This window comes from Pseudomonas sp. NPDC089758 (genome assembly GCF_044748705.1).
GTDB classification, from domain to species: Bacteria; Pseudomonadota; Gammaproteobacteria; order Pseudomonadales; family Pseudomonadaceae; genus Aquipseudomonas; species Aquipseudomonas putida_X.
Genome location: NZ_JBIVGN010000015.1, coordinates 98,679 through 113,285, shown reverse-complemented (window position 1 = coordinate 113,285; position 14,607 = coordinate 98,679). Strand labels below are relative to the sequence as shown.

Annotated in this window: 14 protein-coding genes; 3 read left to right on the top strand and 11 right to left on the bottom strand. The window is 63.8% G+C overall.

Annotated features, from left to right (window positions below; all coding sequences use genetic code 11):
* The first annotated feature begins 2 nt into the window (after window positions 1–2).
* Window positions 3–815, top strand: a complete 813-nt coding sequence (mutM, locus tag ACIPZH_RS19625) for a bifunctional DNA-formamidopyrimidine glycosylase/DNA-(apurinic or apyrimidinic site) lyase (protein WP_241805067.1) — start codon at window positions 3–5, stop codon at window positions 813–815.
* A 58-nt stretch (window positions 816–873) separates the two neighbouring features.
* On the opposite strand, the gene ACIPZH_RS19620 is transcribed toward mutM, so the two are convergent.
* The 5 genes from ACIPZH_RS19620 to ACIPZH_RS19600 form a co-directional block, all read right to left on the bottom strand.
* Complete coding sequence (locus tag ACIPZH_RS19620) at window positions 874–1,125, bottom strand: YfhL family 4Fe-4S dicluster ferredoxin (protein WP_009683359.1); 252 nt, start codon at window positions 1,123–1,125, stop codon at window positions 874–876.
* A gap of 107 nt (window positions 1,126–1,232) precedes the next feature.
* Window positions 1,233–1,712 (bottom strand): pantetheine-phosphate adenylyltransferase, encoded by a 480-nt coding sequence (gene coaD, locus ACIPZH_RS19615; RefSeq protein ID WP_039601221.1) that lies wholly within the window; start codon window positions 1,710–1,712, stop codon window positions 1,233–1,235.
* A 111-nt stretch (window positions 1,713–1,823) separates the two neighbouring features.
* Complete coding sequence (locus tag ACIPZH_RS19610; RefSeq protein ID WP_400637442.1) at window positions 1,824–3,422, bottom strand: GMC family oxidoreductase N-terminal domain-containing protein; 1,599 nt, start codon at window positions 3,420–3,422, stop codon at window positions 1,824–1,826.
* Between the two features lie 54 nt (window positions 3,423–3,476).
* Entirely contained in the window at window positions 3,477–3,962 is a 486-nt protein-coding gene (locus ACIPZH_RS19605; RefSeq protein ID WP_400637441.1) for a twin-arginine translocation pathway signal protein, read from the bottom strand.
* Between the two features lie 10 nt (window positions 3,963–3,972).
* Window positions 3,973–5,403, bottom strand: coding sequence for a coniferyl aldehyde dehydrogenase (locus tag ACIPZH_RS19600; RefSeq protein ID WP_400637440.1), 1,431 nt, complete (start codon window positions 5,401–5,403; stop codon window positions 3,973–3,975).
* A gap of 151 nt (window positions 5,404–5,554) precedes the next feature.
* On the opposite strand from ACIPZH_RS19600, the gene ACIPZH_RS19595 reads away from it, so the two are divergent.
* Window positions 5,555–6,220 carry a TetR/AcrR family transcriptional regulator gene (locus tag ACIPZH_RS19595; protein ID WP_241805071.1) on the top strand — a complete coding sequence of 222 codons (666 nt, stop codon included), beginning with the start codon at window positions 5,555–5,557 and terminating at the stop codon, window positions 6,218–6,220.
* Window positions 6,221–6,255: 35 nt separating this feature from the next.
* On the top strand, window positions 6,256–7,110 hold the full coding sequence (locus ACIPZH_RS19590) for a sulfurtransferase (protein ID WP_400637438.1): 855 nt from the start codon (window positions 6,256–6,258) through the stop codon (window positions 7,108–7,110).
* Between the two features lie 9 nt (window positions 7,111–7,119).
* Here ACIPZH_RS19590 and ACIPZH_RS19585 read toward each other — a convergent pair whose 3' ends face one another.
* From ACIPZH_RS19585 to ACIPZH_RS19560, 6 genes are all read right to left on the bottom strand, one after another.
* Entirely contained in the window at window positions 7,120–8,112 is a 993-nt protein-coding gene (locus tag ACIPZH_RS19585) for a hydrolase (RefSeq protein ID WP_349975934.1), read from the bottom strand.
* A gap of 71 nt (window positions 8,113–8,183) precedes the next feature.
* Window positions 8,184–9,578, bottom strand: a complete 1,395-nt coding sequence (locus ACIPZH_RS19580) for a M16 family metallopeptidase (RefSeq protein ID WP_400637436.1) — start codon at window positions 9,576–9,578, stop codon at window positions 8,184–8,186.
* Entirely contained in the window at window positions 9,575–10,915 is a 1,341-nt protein-coding gene (locus tag ACIPZH_RS19575) for a M16 family metallopeptidase (RefSeq protein ID WP_400637435.1), read from the bottom strand. Before ACIPZH_RS19575 ends, ACIPZH_RS19580 begins: the two co-directional genes overlap by 4 nt.
* 84 nt (window positions 10,916–10,999) lie before the next feature.
* Window positions 11,000–11,602 (bottom strand): 16S rRNA (guanine(966)-N(2))-methyltransferase RsmD, encoded by a 603-nt coding sequence (gene rsmD / locus ACIPZH_RS19570; RefSeq protein ID WP_241805076.1) that lies wholly within the window; start codon window positions 11,600–11,602, stop codon window positions 11,000–11,002.
* Window positions 11,602–13,086, bottom strand: coding sequence for a M16 family metallopeptidase (locus tag ACIPZH_RS19565; protein WP_400637433.1), 1,485 nt, complete (start codon window positions 13,084–13,086; stop codon window positions 11,602–11,604). Before ACIPZH_RS19565 ends, rsmD begins: the two co-directional genes overlap by 1 nt.
* Window positions 13,079–14,434 (bottom strand): M16 family metallopeptidase, encoded by a 1,356-nt coding sequence (locus ACIPZH_RS19560; RefSeq protein WP_400637431.1) that lies wholly within the window; start codon window positions 14,432–14,434, stop codon window positions 13,079–13,081. The genes ACIPZH_RS19565 and ACIPZH_RS19560 overlap by 8 nt, the downstream gene beginning before the upstream one ends.
* Between the last annotated feature and the right edge of the window lie 173 nt (window positions 14,435–14,607).

Sequence of the window (14,607 nt, the reverse complement as noted above, 5' to 3'; positions counted from 1 at the left end):
TCATGCCGGAATTACCCGAAGTCGAAACCACGCGTCGCGGTATCGCGCCGCATCTGGAAGGCCAGCGGGTCAGCCGCGTGGTGGTGCGAGACCGGCGTTTGCGCTGGCCAATCCCGGAGGACCTGGACGTGCGTTTGTCCGGGCAGCGTATTCTCAGCGTCGAGCGGCGCGCCAAATACCTGCTGATCAACGCCGAGGTGGGCACCTTGATCAGCCATCTGGGCATGTCGGGCAACCTGCGCCTGGTGCAGATGGGGCTACCGGCGGCCAAGCATGAGCACGTCGACATCGAGCTGGAGTCAGGGCTGGTGCTGCGCTACACCGATCCGCGTCGTTTCGGCGCCATGCTCTGGAGCCTCGACCCGCTCAATCATGAGTTGCTGCTGCGCCTGGGCCCAGAGCCGTTGACCGACCTGTTCGATGGTGAGCGCCTGTTCCAGCTGTCCCGTGGGCGGACGATGGCAGTCAAGCCGTTCATCATGGATAACGCGGTGGTGGTGGGTGTGGGCAATATCTACGCGACCGAGGCGCTGTTCGCCGCCGGTATCGACCCGCGCCGTGAGGCGGGTGGGATATCCCGTAGCCGCTACCTGAAGCTGGCCATCGAGATCAAGCGCGTGCTGGCGGCAGCCATCGAGCAAGGGGGCACGACGTTGCGCGACTTCATTGGCGGCGACGGGCAGCCGGGTTACTTCCAGCAGGAACTGTTCGTCTACGGCCGAGGCGGGCTACCGTGCAAGCTGTGCGGCACTACCTTGCGTGAGGCCAAGCTTGGGCAACGGGCCAGCGTTTACTGCCCACGTTGCCAGCGTTGAATGGTATGGCCCAATCGCCGGTTTAGCAGCGATTGGGCCATACGCAGCAGCGCAGCGATCACGCCTTGCCGGTGATCCGGCGGTACTTGGCCATCAACTGCTCTTCGGTTTCCGGGTGCGCCTCATCCAGCGGGATGCAGTCGACCGGGCAGACCTGCTGGCACTGCGGCTCGTCATAATGACCCACGCACTGGGTGCACAGGTTCGGATCGATCACGTAGATCTCTTCGCCTTGGGAGATGGCCTCGTTCGGGCACTCGGGTTCGCAGACGTCGCAGTTGATGCAATCGTCGGTGATAATCAGGGACATGGGGACTCCGGCCGGGGCTCACCGCCCGGGCATGTTCAACGCAATGGGCACAATTGTGCCGCATTCGCGCCCGCAGTGCACGCGGGCGCGATAATCAGCGCTCAGGCTTACTTCTTGAAGCGTTCAGTCAGCGCTTCGGCCACCACTGGGTGCACGAATTTGGTGATGTCGCCTCCCAGCGCAGCGATTTCCCGGACCAAGGTCGAAGAAATGAACGAATAACGCTCCGACGGCGTGAGGAACAGGCTTTCGACTTCAGGCGCGAGTTGCCGATTCATGTTCGCCAACTGGAACTCGTATTCGAAGTCGGACACCGCCCGCAGCCCCCGCAAGAAGACGTTGGCGCCCTGTTCCTTGGCAAAATGCGCAAGCAGGGTGGAGAAGCCGATGACTTCGACATTGGGCAAGTGCCTGGTGACCTCACGGGCCAGCGCTACACGTTGCTCCAGCGGGAACAGCGGGTTCTTCTTCGGGCTGGCTGCCACAGCGATGATCACGTGGTCGAACAGCCGCGAGGCGCGCTCGACCAGGTCGCCATGGCCCTTGGTAATAGGGTCGAAAGTACCCGGGTACAACACTCGGTTCATCGCGTCATCCTGGCTGGAGTGCGTTGGGGAGTCGGATGGTAGCGCAGCGATTGCGCCCGGCCAAGTCATGCGGCCGGCTGATGGCACTATAGACAGCAGGGGCATTTGTTGTCATGCACTGTGTGCCAGGCGGGTTATCAGGGCGTCGGTGAGCTTCGCGCTGATGGCGTAGACCGACAGTTGTGGGTTGGCACCGATGCTGGTCGGGAACAACGAGCCGTCGTGAATCGACAGGTTTTCCAGCTGATGGTGACGGCCCAGGCTGTCGCACACCGCATGCTGTGGATCTTCGCCCATTGCGCAGCCGCCCATCACGTGGGCGCTGCCCAACCGCGTATGGAACGGCTCCAGGCGCAATCCGTCGATCATGCGTTGGGCCTGCGCCAGGCGGGTAGCTGCGCGGGCATCGCTGTGCGCGGGTGTCACCTGCGTGGCGCCCGCGGCGAACTGGATCTGCGCCATGCTGTGAAAGGCACGGCGCAGGCCGTCTCGCAAGTAGTCGGTGACCGGGTAATCGAGCACCGGTGAGCCATCGCCACGCAGCTCCACCGTGCCGCCTGGGCTTTCGGGATGGAACCCGTCGCGCAACAGCGCAAGCATGACGTGGGTGTGCGGCAGCTCGGCCATGCGCTGGGCATTTTCGACACCCTCGCCACCGAGCAGGGTGCTGGCCAGCGCCGGGTGCAGGGGCGGCACTTCAAGTTTGTAGCCGACCGCGCCATCGACGCCGTCCTGCCATTGGAAGTGGTCACTGTAGATGGACTGCGGGGCGCCGTAATAGGGGTCGATGCGTGCGTCGAAGCGGGCCGCGCTGAAGTTGACCAAGTGCAGGAAGGTCCGTTTGCCCAGGCACTCGTGGGGGTCAGGAGCCTTGGAGCGGAGCAGCAGGGCGGGGCTGTTGATGCCACCGCCCGCGAGGATGTAGTGGCGGGCGCGCACCGTGATGCTGCGCCCGTTGGGGTGTAGGCCTTGCGCGTCCAGGCCTTGGCAGCGCAGCTGCGCAATGCGTTCGCCGTCATGCTCGAAGCGTTCGGCCCGGGCCAGGTACAGCAGCTCGCCGCCCTTGTCGAGCAGGGCTGGAATGCGCGTCACCAGCATCGATTGCTTGGCGTTGACCGGGCAACCCATGCCGCAATAGCCAAGATTCCAGCACCCCCTGACATTGCGTGGGATCACCGCCCATCGGTAGCCGAGCTGTTCACACCCACGGCGCAGTACGTCGTTGTTGGCGTTTGCCGGCATCGCCCAAGGGGTGATGCCGAGGTCTTGCTCGATGCGATCGAACCAGGGACGCAGTGCGTCGTCGCCCAGCCCTTTGACGTTGTGGGCCGTGGCCCAGTGGGCCAAGGTCGGCGCGGGTGTGCGAAAGCTGGAGGTCCAGTTGACCAGCGTGGTGCCGCCCACCGCACGGCCCTGCAGAATGGTGATGGCGCCGTCCTTGCTCATCCTGCCCAGGCCTTCCTGGTAGAGACTGGCGTAGGCCTCATTCTCTAGCAGGCGGAAGTCACTGCTGGTCTTGAGCGGGCCTTCCTCGATCAGCAGTACCTTGAAGCCTGCGGCGCTGAGCATCTGCGCGCTGGTGGCGCCACCGGCGCCGCTGCCTATCACGGCGATGTCGGCTTGCACGCTGAGATCCTGCCCCAGGCGCGAGGCGTCATGGGTGATCCAGCCGCGTTCCAGGCCTTGGCGAAACGGGTCGATGACAGGCATTGAAAGTGCTCTTGTTGTTGTTGTTGTTGTTGTTGTTGTTGTTGTTGTTGTTGTTCAGATTTTCGGTGGCCCCGGGTAGCCACAGGCGGCCCAGCTTTCCGGGCATTCATACCAGGCCATCGTCAGCAGTTGCACGATCGACGCGTGCCCCATGCGCAGCAGGTTCAGGGAACTGCTCTGCCAGCGTTGCAGAAACGCCGCTATCTGCTGTTCACCCGCCAGGTCCCAGGCGCCCCAGACCCCAGTCAGTGGGCCGCGGGTCAGGGGCAGGCTGAGCACATCGAACAGTTGCCGGGTGAGCTTGAGCATTGGCGGGGACAGTGCCGCCAGTGTGTCGTCCAGCCTGGGTAGCACGAGTGTTGCGCTTGCCGACGTACCGGCAAGCACCACCGGGATCAGTGCCCGTAGCAATGGCAGGTCGTCATCGCGCAGTACCTGGTACCCGGTAGCACGCCCCTGCGGGCTGCAGCCGACCAGGCTGGCACTGGCCAGAAACACGCTGGCGCCCAGGCTGAATCGCAGAAGGTCACGACGTTGCATGGCCCAGACCTCAGCGGATGAACAGTTTGTAGACCAGGCGCTGCAGCGCCTTGCCATATGGCGGGTAAATCAGGCGCGCGGCGTTCAGGCGCTGTTTGGCCAGCACCGCCTTGGCCTTGCTGAAGGTCAGGAAGCCGTCACGGCCGTGGTAGTGGCCCATGCCCGAAGGGCCGATGCCGCCGAACGGCAGGTCGTCCTGAGCGACATGCAGCAGTGTATCGTTGATACAGACGCCACCGGAGTGGCTGCGCTGCAGCACATGCTCTTGCTCGGCATGGTCGTAGCCGAAGTAGTACAGCGCCAGTGGGCGTGGCCGTTCATTGATGTAGGCCAGTGCACCGTCGAGGCTGTCATAGGGCACTACCGGCAGCAGCGGGCCAAAGACTTCGTCCTGCATCACCTGCATGCTGTCATTCACCTCAAGCAGCACGTGCGGCGGCAGGCGCCTGCCCTGGCGGGGCTCGTCCGGGTACAGGTCGATGACCTGCGCGCCCTTGCTGCTGGCGTCGTCCATCAAGTGTTGCAGGCGCTGCAATTGCCTCGGATTGATGATGGCGCTGTAGTCGGGGTTGTCGGCGATGCGCGGGTACAGCCGGTGGACCGCCCTGCGGTAGGCCTCGCTGAAGGCGTTCAGGCGCTCGCGTGGCACCAGGACGTAGTCTGGGGCGACGCAGGTCTGGCCGGCATTGAGGGTCTTGCCGAATGCGATACGCTCGGCGGCGCTATCGAGCGGCACGCTGGACGAAATGATGGCCGGTGACTTGCCGCCGAGTTCCAGTGTGACCGGGGTCAGGTTCTGTGCAGCCGCCAGCATGACCTGGCGGCCGACGCTGGTGGCGCCGGTGAACAGCAGATGGTCGAAGGGCAGCCGGGCAAATGCCTGGCCGACTTCCACATCACCCAGCACCACGCTGACCAGGTCGTGGGGGAATACCTGCTCAAGCAAGGCTTTGAGCGCCAGGGCGCTGGCAGGGGTGGCCTCACTGAGCTTGAGCATCACGCGGTTGCCGGCGGCCAGGGCGCACGTCAGCGGGCCGATGGCGAGAAACAGCGGGTAGTTCCACGGCACGATAATGCCAACCACCCCCAGCGGCTGGTACAGCACGCGGGCGCTGGCCGGCTGGAAGGCCAGGCCGACGGTTCGCCTGGCGGGTCGCATCCAGCCCTTGAGGTGGCGTTCGGCATGGCGAATCCCCTGTACGGAGGGCAGTAGCTCGGCCAACAGGGTTTCGTCGGCGCTGCGCCCGGAAAAATCCGCATCGATCGCCTCTATCAGCCGTTGTCGATCCGCCAGCAATGCTTCGCGCAGGCTTTTCAGCCATTGCCGGCGTTGGGCCAGCGGCGGCATGGGGTTGCCGGCAAATGCCTTGCGCTGGGCAGTGAATGTGCTTGTCAATTCAGTGTCGAACTGCAGAGGGGGCAAGGCGATAGGAGAAGTCACGGCGGCTCCCATAGGGGCTGAGAATCTCTAGAGCCTATACTCTAATCGGTACGATGGTGCGAATTTTTTCGCGCTACCGCACGGTGCATCCGGGCCCTGTTACACCGTAAGATGAACCCCTTACCGAAAGCCTGCAGACTGGGAGCTGAGCATGGCCCCGCGCATCAAGACCCGAGAGCGCATCGTGCAGAACAGCCTTGAACTGTTCAATCAACAAGGCGAGCGTAGCGTGAGTACCAACCACATTGCCGCGCACATGGAGATTTCGCCCGGCAACCTCTACTACCACTTCCCCAACAAGCAGGCGATCATCGCCCTGTTGTTCAGCCAGTATGAAGAATTGGTGGACAGCTTCCTGCGCCCCCCGCAGGGCCGCGCCGCTACCGTCGAAGACAAGCGCTTCTACCTCAAGGCACTGCTCGCAGCGATGTGGAACTACCGGTTCCTGCACCGTGATCTCGAACACCTGCTCGACAGCGACCCTGAGCTGGCTGCCCGTTACCGACGCTTTTCCGAACGTTGCCTGCGCCAGGGCCAGGCGATCTACCGGGGTTTCGTCGAGGCCGGCATTCTGGTCATGGCCCCTGCCCAGATCGAATCGCTGACCATCAACGCCTGGATCGTACTGACCTCTTGGGTCCGCTTTCTCAGCACCACGCGGGAGCACTCCGCTCATCTGGGTGAAGAAGCCTTCAAGCGTGGCGTGTATCAGGTGCTGGTACTGGAACTCGGCTTCGTCACCGCCAACGCCCGCAGTGCCGTGGATGCCCTGTGCCATGAATTCCATGTTCCGTTCAACCAGGCCCTGGAGCGTTAGCCCAGAGCCTTCGTGCCATCGATCAGGAGATTGTCATGCCTCTTGCGCAATTGATCACCCCGCAGCAACTGGCCGAGCGTCTGGGCTCGCCCAAGCTGGTGATCCTCGATTGTCGGTTTGCCTTGGACGACGCGGATTATGGCCAACGCAGCTATGCCGAGGGGCATATAGCCGGGGCCCACTTCGCCGACCTGGAGCGCGACCTGAGTGGCCCGGTAATCAAGGGCCAGACCGGCCGCCATCCCTTGCCTGATCCGCAGCGGCTGGTCGAGCGGCTGCGTGAGTGGGGGCTGGACAATGACAGCGAGGTGGTGCTGTACGACGACGGGCCTGGTGCCTTTGCCGCCCGTGCCTGGTGGCTGCTGGCCTGGTTGGGCAAACGCACCGGTGTGGCCATTCTCGACGGAGGCCTCAAGGCCTGGCACGCCGCGGGCCAGCCATTGAGCCTGGACGCGCCAGCACGGTATGAGGGGACGTTCAGCGGCAAGCCGGATACCAAGCTGCTGATTGACGCCGAGCACGTGGTCACCGAGCTAGCAAGCCCCGAGCTGACGTTGATCGATGCGCGTGCCTTGCCGCGTTTTCGTGGGGATGTGGAGCCGATCGACCCAGTGGCCGGGCATATACCCGGCGCTCAGTGCGCAGCATTCACCGACAATCTGAACGAAGAGGGGCGCTTCCTGGCGCCAGAGCAGCTCAGGCAGCGCTTTGCCGAGAAGCTGGGGGGGCGTTCAGCGGAACGTTTGGTGGCCTATTGCGGCTCGGGCGTGACGGCTTGCCATAACCTGTTTGCCCTGGCGTTGGCGGGGTATCCGCTGGGCAGGCTGTATGCCGGATCGTGGAGTGAGTGGATCAATGATCCCGCGCATCAGGTTGCCACGGGCGACTGAGCCGCGGGTTCATCGCCCATCCACCAGCCACTGCGGAATCCGCCGCTCAAGGTAATACCCCGGGTTTCGCAGGCTGCCCTCGACAAAGCCCACATGCCCACCCCGCTCATGCAGCTCGAACTGAGTCTGCGGTGCCAGCTCGCTCGGCGTGGGCTGGCTGTGGCGGGACACGAACGGATCATCGTTTGCGTGGATGATCAGCGTCGGCGTGCGGTTCTCCCCGAGGTAGTAGCGGCTCGATGAGCGACGGTAGTAGTCGTGTACATCGTCAAAGCCGTTGAGTGGCGCGGTCACTTTGCCGTCAAAATCCCAGAAGGTCCGCAGTTTGCGCAACGATCCGAGGCGGTCAAGTGCGGCAAGCCCTTCATGATGACCCTGGGCACGAAAATGCCGCTGCTTCACCTGCACATAGGCCATCATTTCGCGCATGAAATGTGCCTGATAGACCTTCGAAAAGCCCTGGCCGATGCGGTCGGCGCACTGATCCAGGCGAAACGGTACCGACACCGCCACGGCCGCCTGCAGTTGGCTGGCGCTGCCACTTTCACCCAGGTACTTGAGCAGTACATTGCCGCCCAGCGAATAGCCGACGGCATACAAAGGGGCCAGCGGGCGTTGGGCACGCAGATGGGCGACCACCTCGGCCAGGTCCCCGCTGGCCCCGGAATGGTAACTGCGTGGCAGCAGGTTCGGCTCGCCCGAGCAGCCGCGCCAGTTCACCGCAACGCTGGCCCAGCCGCGGGCATCGAGCGCCTGCTGCAGGCCTTTGACATAAGGCGAATGGGACGAACCCGTCAGGCCGTGCAGCACCAGCACCAGCGGTGTATCTGGCTGGTGCGGCCCGTGCCAGTCGAGGTCGATGAAGTCACCATCGGCCAGCCACAGGCGCTCGCGTTTGCGCTCAAGCGCAGGCAGCTTGCGCCACAGCGGGCCCCAAAGGGTTTGCAGGTGAGGGTTGGATAACCCGGTGGCCGGGCGGAACGTGGCGGTAAGGCTGGGCATGCTGGGCGACTCGTGTTGTGCCGTCCTAGATTGCCATGAAATACCGCCGTTGTACCCGCGCTATTGGTCGGTCAGGTCGGTTCGGGCAAGGGTTGTTGTGCAGGGGCCGGGCCGACAGTGATGAATACTTCCTGCGCAGGGGTCAGCCATATCCGGGCGGCTTCGCGAATGTCCATGGGTGTCAGCGCTGCCAGGCGCTGGACATAGGTCGCAAAGTGATCGGCGGGTTGCCCCAGGTGGCTTGAGGTTGCCAGGCTCTTGGCCAGCTCTGCGTTGCTCACCAGGGTGCGATGCAACCTGCCTGCTATCTGGTTGCGCGCCATGTCGCACTCCGCCTGGCTTGGGCCATGCTCGCGCAGGCAAGCCAGCATCCCTGAAACCAGCTCACGTGAGGCATCTCGGTATTCGGGTGCGATGTCCCATTGAATCTGCAGCAGGCTCGCCGCATCGAAGGGGGTGAGCGATGAGTGGATGCTGTAGGTCAAGGCACGTCGGCTTCGCAGCTCTTGTGTAAGGCGCGACTCGTAGCCGCTGCCGAGGATTTCATCGAGCATGGTCAGCGCTGCATACCCAGGCTTGTCGGGGGATGTGGGCAACAGCAGCGCCAGCGTGGCCAGTGTGGTACTTGCGGTGTGTGGTTGATGCCGGGTGAGGGGCTCTGGCAACGGCGCCGGTGGTGGGGCCTGTCCCGCCCAGTGTTGCGGTAGCGTCTGAAGGAGTTCAGTGATGAGGGTTTGCGCCTCGTCGCGCGACAGGTCGCCCACCAGGCCGATATCGAGGTTGTTGGCAGAGTAGGCGCGTCGGTGGAAAGCCCGCATTTGCTGCTCGTCGATCCGCTCGAGGCTTTCAGGCGTGCCAGCCCAATGGGTGGCGTAGGGATGGCCATCGAACACATGGCTCATGATCGCCGGTGACACCCCATAGACCGCGCTCGACGCGATTGCGCGAGAGTGATTGAGCAGTCGTTCGCGGATGCCTGCGACGGCGTTCTCGCGGAAGGCGGGGCGTGCCAGCATTTGGGTGAGCAGTTGCAGGGCGCTTGTACGAAGCGCCGGCAGGCTCAGGCAGCGCAGCGTGATCACCGCCTCATCCTGATTCACCCGCCTTGCCATGATCGCACCGAGCCCCTCCATAGCCTGAGCGAACTGGGCGGCGTCCAGAAGCTCGCTACCCTGATCGAGGCTGTAAAGGACAAGGGCGGCGAGGCCCGGGCTGTCGCCATCGAGTGCACTACCAGCGCGAAAGCGCAGCGCCAGGTCGAATATCGGGCGGCCATGGGACGGGCTGAAGCTGACCCTGGCGCCTTCGTCGGTCTGCCATTGCTGTATCTGGGCCGGCAACTGCTGCAGCTGCTCCAGGTCAAGGCCTTGCGCGGACTCCAGCCTGGCCATTGCCGCCACAGCGGTATCGCTCACGGGGCCTTTGCAAATCAGAGGCATATTGCTGGTGGTAAGCGATGTGTTCATGCCGGTGCTCCTGCCTGCAGGTGAGTGATGGTCAGCCTTTCGCGGCTCAGGTAGTCGAACGCTACCTGCTGTAATGTCGCGCTATCGAGGTGGCGGATACTGTCGGCTTCTTGATCGATCAGCGAGGGGGGCAGGCCAGCGGCCGCTGCTGCGCCGATGCGGTCAGCTTGCAGGCTGATGCTGTCGTGGCTGAACAGGCGACGGGTGAGCATGCGCAGTTTCGCGCGCTTGAGCTCCTGGGTGGAAAGCGGCGTATGGCGCAGGGCATCAATCGCGGTATAGATCGCCTCCTCGGCCTGCTCGTGCGTAGACTTTTGACTGTTGATGTAGGTTGAAAGGGTCAACAGCGTGTCACCACGCGCCAGTGGCTCATATGCCAGGGTGAGGCCCTTGAGCAGCCGTCGGTCTCGCACCAACTCGCTGTAGAGCCTTGCGCTGAACCCTTTGCCAAGCACCTCGCAGAGCAGGCCCAGGGCAGGCACTGTAGTTGCGTCGGTGGCCGTGGCGTGGCTGGGTACATTGAAGGACATGAACAAACCATCACGGCCTGGCAGTGTCAGCTTCTGGCTTCGCGCCTGCAGGTGCGCGTCATGCCGGGGGACGGGTACTGCGTCAAGCGCAGCCCTGGCAATGCTGCCGAAATACCGGCTCACGTGCTGGCCAAGCGTGGCAAGATCGACGGCACCCACCACCACGAGGGTGGCGTTATTGGGCCGATACCACTTTTGATACCAGGCGCGCACGGTTTCCACGCTCAAGTTGCGCAAATCTGCCGGGTTGCCGAACGTCGCCGTTGCATACGGGCTGCTGCCGTGTGCAAGTGCATTGTGTCGTTCAGCTGCCTGCTGGGCAGGGACGTTGTCAACTTTGAGCCGGCGCTCGTCTTCGATGGCTTTGGCTGCCCGCTCCAGGGCTGCCTGGCCAAAGGTCGCGCCCTCCATGGCATCGGCCATTATTTCCAGCGCAACCGGTAGCCGTGCCGCAGGTAACAGCATTTCGTAGACCGTTGCATCATCGATGGTATTGGCATTGGCCTCCCCGCCGAGCCGTGCTATCACCTGGCTGTATCGGCCCGCCTCAAGTTTGCGGCTGCCTTCGAATATCAGGTGTTCCAGCAGGTGCGAGATGTTGGTATGGCCGGCTGACTCATGGCTGGTGCCCACGTGGTACCGGAGCTGAATCGCGGCGAGCGGGGTGCTGTGGTCTTCACGCAGGTAGACAGCCAGGCCGTTGTCCAGTGTGAAGTGCTGCAACGGGGGCTGGGTGGCATCGGCGATGGACTCGATGCCGGCTGACAGGGTTGTGTCGTCGAGGGTGAACGGTGGAGTCGATGGCATTGCTCAAGTGCTCCTGGTTGGGTGACCAGGAGCAGCTTCGGTGAGATTCTGCGCTTGCCTGCGTTACATAATTACGGCTTGCCGTCAGGCGCGCTGCCACAGCGCGTAATGCACCTGGCCGGTCTTTTTTTCGCGGTGCAGGCGCCAGTTGCCTGGCATTTGCAGGGTAGAGGGTGCCGCTTCGCTCTCGGTGTAGATCCACGCCTGCTCGCGCAGCCACTGGTTCTGCTCCAGCAGGTTGCAGGTGTTGGCCAGCAGGTCCTGATGGAACGGTGGGTCGAGAAACACGACGTCGAACTGTTGCTTGGCCGGTGCTTGCAAGTAGCGCTGGGCGTCGGTCTGGAGGATTTGCCCGCGCGGGCAGCGCAGGATCTCCAGGTTGTTCTTCAGGTTGCTGATAGCCGCTGGGTTGCTGTCCAGCGCAACGGCATCTGCAGCACCGCGGGACAACGCTTCGAGCACCAGGGCGCCACTGCCGGTGAAGGCATCCAGCACCCGGGCGCCTTCGATGTAGGGTGCCAGCCAGTTGAACAGGGTTTCCCGCACGCGGTCGGTGGTCGGCCGCAGTCCGTCGCCTTCAGGCACCGCCAGGCGGCGGCTGCGCCACTCGCCGGCGATGATGCGCAGGTGGCCCTGGCCCTTGCTTTGGCCCTGCTGAGAGCGGGCGGGAGGGGTGGATCTAGGCATTAGTGCTCCGGTACGCCGAGGGGCTGCTCGGCGGGTTTGTCAGTAGGGGCTGGCAGCGGTTTTTGCGGCACGCTCGGGCCGACGGTAACGATCACCAGTTTATCGGCGGCCAAGTGCTTGTTCATGGCTGCCTTGACCTGCTCGACGGTCAGTGCCTGGGACTGCTGCATGAAGTCTTCCAGCCAGGTCAAGGGCAGGTCGTAGAAGCCGATGGCGCCCAATTGGCCGACGATGCTCGCATTGCTGGCGTTCGACAGCGGGAAGCTACCGGCCAGTTCGCGCTTGGCGTCGTCCAGTTCCTGCTGGGTCGGGCCGCTCTTGAGGTAGTCGGCAAGAATGCCTTGCACCAGCTTGAGGGTGCCCTCGCTGAGTTCGGCACGGGTCTGCAGGTTGATCATGAAGGGGCCGCGCACCTGCATCGGGCTGAATACCGAGTATACGCCGTAGGTCAGGCCGCGCTTTTCCCGCACTTCGCTCATCAGGCGCGTACCGAAGGCGCCACCGCCGAGAATCTGGTTGCCCAGCGACAGGGCTGGCCAGTCCGGGTCCTGGCGGTCGATGCCCAGCTCGGCCAGCATCAGGTGGGTCTGCTTGGATGGGAAGTCTATGTGGGTCGCACCAGCCTTGGGCTCGACGGGTTGCGCTGGCTTGGCCAGTGCCTGGCCTTTGGGCAGGGCGGCGGAGACCTGGGCGGCAATCGCCTCGGCCTCTTCACGGCTGAGGTCGCCGACCAGGGCGATTACCGCGTTGCCCGCTGCATAGGCTTTGGCGTGGAATGCGCGCAGCTGCTCCAGGGTGATGCCCGGGATGCTTTCAGCGGTGCCGTCGCTTGGATGGCCGTACGGGTGTTCGCCATAAAGGTTGCTCAACAACGCCTTGCCGGCGATCTTGCTGGGGTTCTGCTTCTCGTATTCGAAACCTGCCAGCAGCTGGTTCTTGATGCGCTTGAGTGCGTCCTCTGGGAAGGTCGGCTTGCCGGTCACTTCAGCGAACAGCTTCAGGGCCGGCTCGCGCTTGTCCTTGGCACTGAGGCTACGCAACGAGGCCACTGCCATGTCGCGGTAGGAGCCGTTGCCGAAGTCTGCGCCGAGCCCTTCGAAGCCTTCGGCGATGGCGGTCACATCCTTGCCGGCAATGCCCTCGTTGAGCATGGCGTTGGTCAGGGTGGCCAGGCCTGGCGTGTTGCCGTCCTGGCTGCTGCCGGCGGCGAAGGTCAGGCGCAGGTCGAACATCGGTAGCTCGCGGGCTTCGACGAACAGCACGCGTGCACCTTCGGCGGTGGTCCAGTTCTGGATGTTCAGCTGGCGCCGGCTGGGGGCTTTGCCGTCCAGTTCGGCCAGCGATTGCAAGGTATTGGCGGGGCGGGCTGCGGTGCTGTCGGCTTCGGAATGCGCGGGGCGCGCCAGCACGGCGGCAAGCGCCACCACCAGGGCGATGATGCCTGTGCCGATCAGGGTGTAGCGTGGTGCGCTGCGATCACTCATGAGCGGACTCCTCAGGCAGTACATGGGCAACGCTCAGGCGTTCGCGGGTGAAATAGGTGCGTGCGGCGGCCTGGATGTCCTCTGGGGTCACACGCTTGAGTTCGTCCAGTTCGCTGTCGATCAGTTTCCAGGACAGGCCGACCGTTTCCAGCTGGCCAATGGTGGTGGCCTGGCTGCTGATGGAGTCGCGGTCGTAGACCAGGCCAGCGATCACCTGGGCACGTACACGTTCCAGTTCCTCGGCGCTCGGTGGGGTCGTCTTGAGCTCATCGAGCAACTGCCAGACGCCTTTCTCGACATCGGCGAGGGTCTTTTGCTTCTGCACGTTAGGGGTAGCCGAGATCAGGAACAGGCTGTCGCCGCGGGTGAAGGCGTTGTAGCTGGACGAGGCGCCGGCCACCAGTTCCTGACCGCGCTCCAGGCGCGCCGGCAGGCGGGCGCTGTAGCCGCCGTCGAGCAAGGCCGAGATCAGCCGCAGGGCGTGCGCGGTGCGTGGGTCCTTGGCGGTCGCAAGGCCCGGTACGTTGAAGCCGTAGATCAGGCTGGGCAGTTGGGTGCGCACGTGCAGGGTCAGCTGACGCCGGCCTGGCTCGGTCAGCTCCAGCGGCAGCTTTGCCGGCGGAACAGCGCGCCTGGGGATACTGCCGAAGTATTTCTGCGCCAGGCCTTTGACCTCGGCGGCGGTAACATCGCCGACCACCACCAGGGTGGCGTTGTTCGGCGCGTACCAGGACTCGTACCAGTGGCGCAGCTCCTCGACTTTCATGCGTTCGAGGTCGGCCATCCAGCCGATGGTCGGGGTGTGGTAGCCGCTGGCCGGGTAGGCCATGGCGCGGAACAGTTCGAATGCTTTGGCGCTTGGCTGATCGTCGGTACGCAAGCGGCGCTCTTCCTTGATCACCTCGATTTCGCGGCTGAACTCATCGGCCGGCAGGCGCAGGCTGGCCAGCCGGTCGGCTTCCAGCTCCAGCGCCACCGGCAGACGGTCGCGGGCCAGAACCTGATAGTAGGCGGTGTAGTCGTCGCTGGTGAAGGCGTTCTCTTCCGCGCCCAGGTCGCGCAGGATGCGCGAAGCTTCGCCGGGGCCGACCTTGGCGCTGCCCTTGAACATCATGTGCTCCAGGGCGTGAGACAGCCCGGTCTGGCCGGGGGTCTCGTAGCTGGAGCCGACCTTGTACCAGATCTGCGAAACCACCACTGGCGCGCGGTGGTCCTCGCGCACGACCACTTTCAGGCCGTTGTCGAGGATGAATTCGTGGGTGGGTTGCACATCGGCGGCAAAGGCTGCGAGCGGCAGGCAGAGCGTGCCGAGCAACACGCCAGCGGCGCGGCGGGCTAGAGCATTCATAAGGTGTTTAACCTGTTCGGCGGCCTGCAGGGTTTAGCGTCGGCGGGCCAGGAGGTGCTAGGATACTGATCCGGTTGCCTGGCGACCATGCCTGTCGCCGTTCTGGCCTGCAGGTCCATTAAGACAAAACATTGCGCATGAACCAGCCGGCTTCAAAATAGTCTGTTCTGCGT

Excerpts from the sequence above, each read along its gene's own strand:
- ACIPZH_RS19590 (WP_400637438.1), top strand. The coding sequence starts at position 6,256 with ATGCCTCTTGCGCAATTGATCACCCCGCAGCAACTGGCCGAGCGTCTG.
- ACIPZH_RS19565 (WP_400637433.1), bottom strand. The coding sequence starts at position 13,086 with ATGAGTGATCGCAGCGCACCACGCTACACCCTGATCGGCACAGGCATC.
- ACIPZH_RS19575 (WP_400637435.1), bottom strand. The coding sequence starts at position 10,915 with ATGCCATCGACTCCACCGTTCACCCTCGACGACACAACCCTGTCAGCC.
- ACIPZH_RS19610 (WP_400637442.1), bottom strand. The coding sequence starts at position 3,422 with ATGCCTGTCATCGACCCGTTTCGCCAAGGCCTGGAACGCGGCTGGATC.
- ACIPZH_RS19580 (WP_400637436.1), bottom strand. The coding sequence starts at position 9,578 with ATGAACACATCGCTTACCACCAGCAATATGCCTCTGATTTGCAAAGGC.
- coaD (WP_039601221.1), bottom strand. The coding sequence starts at position 1,712 with ATGAACCGAGTGTTGTACCCGGGTACTTTCGACCCTATTACCAAGGGC.
- mutM (WP_241805067.1), top strand. The coding sequence starts at position 3 with ATGCCGGAATTACCCGAAGTCGAAACCACGCGTCGCGGTATCGCGCCG.
- ACIPZH_RS19585 (WP_349975934.1), bottom strand. The coding sequence starts at position 8,112 with ATGCCCAGCCTTACCGCCACGTTCCGCCCGGCCACCGGGTTATCCAAC.
- ACIPZH_RS19560 (WP_400637431.1), bottom strand. The coding sequence starts at position 14,434 with ATGAATGCTCTAGCCCGCCGCGCCGCTGGCGTGTTGCTCGGCACGCTC.
- rsmD (WP_241805076.1), bottom strand. The coding sequence starts at position 11,602 with ATGCCTAGATCCACCCCTCCCGCCCGCTCTCAGCAGGGCCAAAGCAAG.
- ACIPZH_RS19605 (WP_400637441.1), bottom strand. The coding sequence starts at position 3,962 with ATGCAACGTCGTGACCTTCTGCGATTCAGCCTGGGCGCCAGCGTGTTT.
- ACIPZH_RS19620 (WP_009683359.1), bottom strand. The coding sequence starts at position 1,125 with ATGTCCCTGATTATCACCGACGATTGCATCAACTGCGACGTCTGCGAA.
- ACIPZH_RS19595 (WP_241805071.1), top strand. The coding sequence starts at position 5,555 with ATGGCCCCGCGCATCAAGACCCGAGAGCGCATCGTGCAGAACAGCCTT.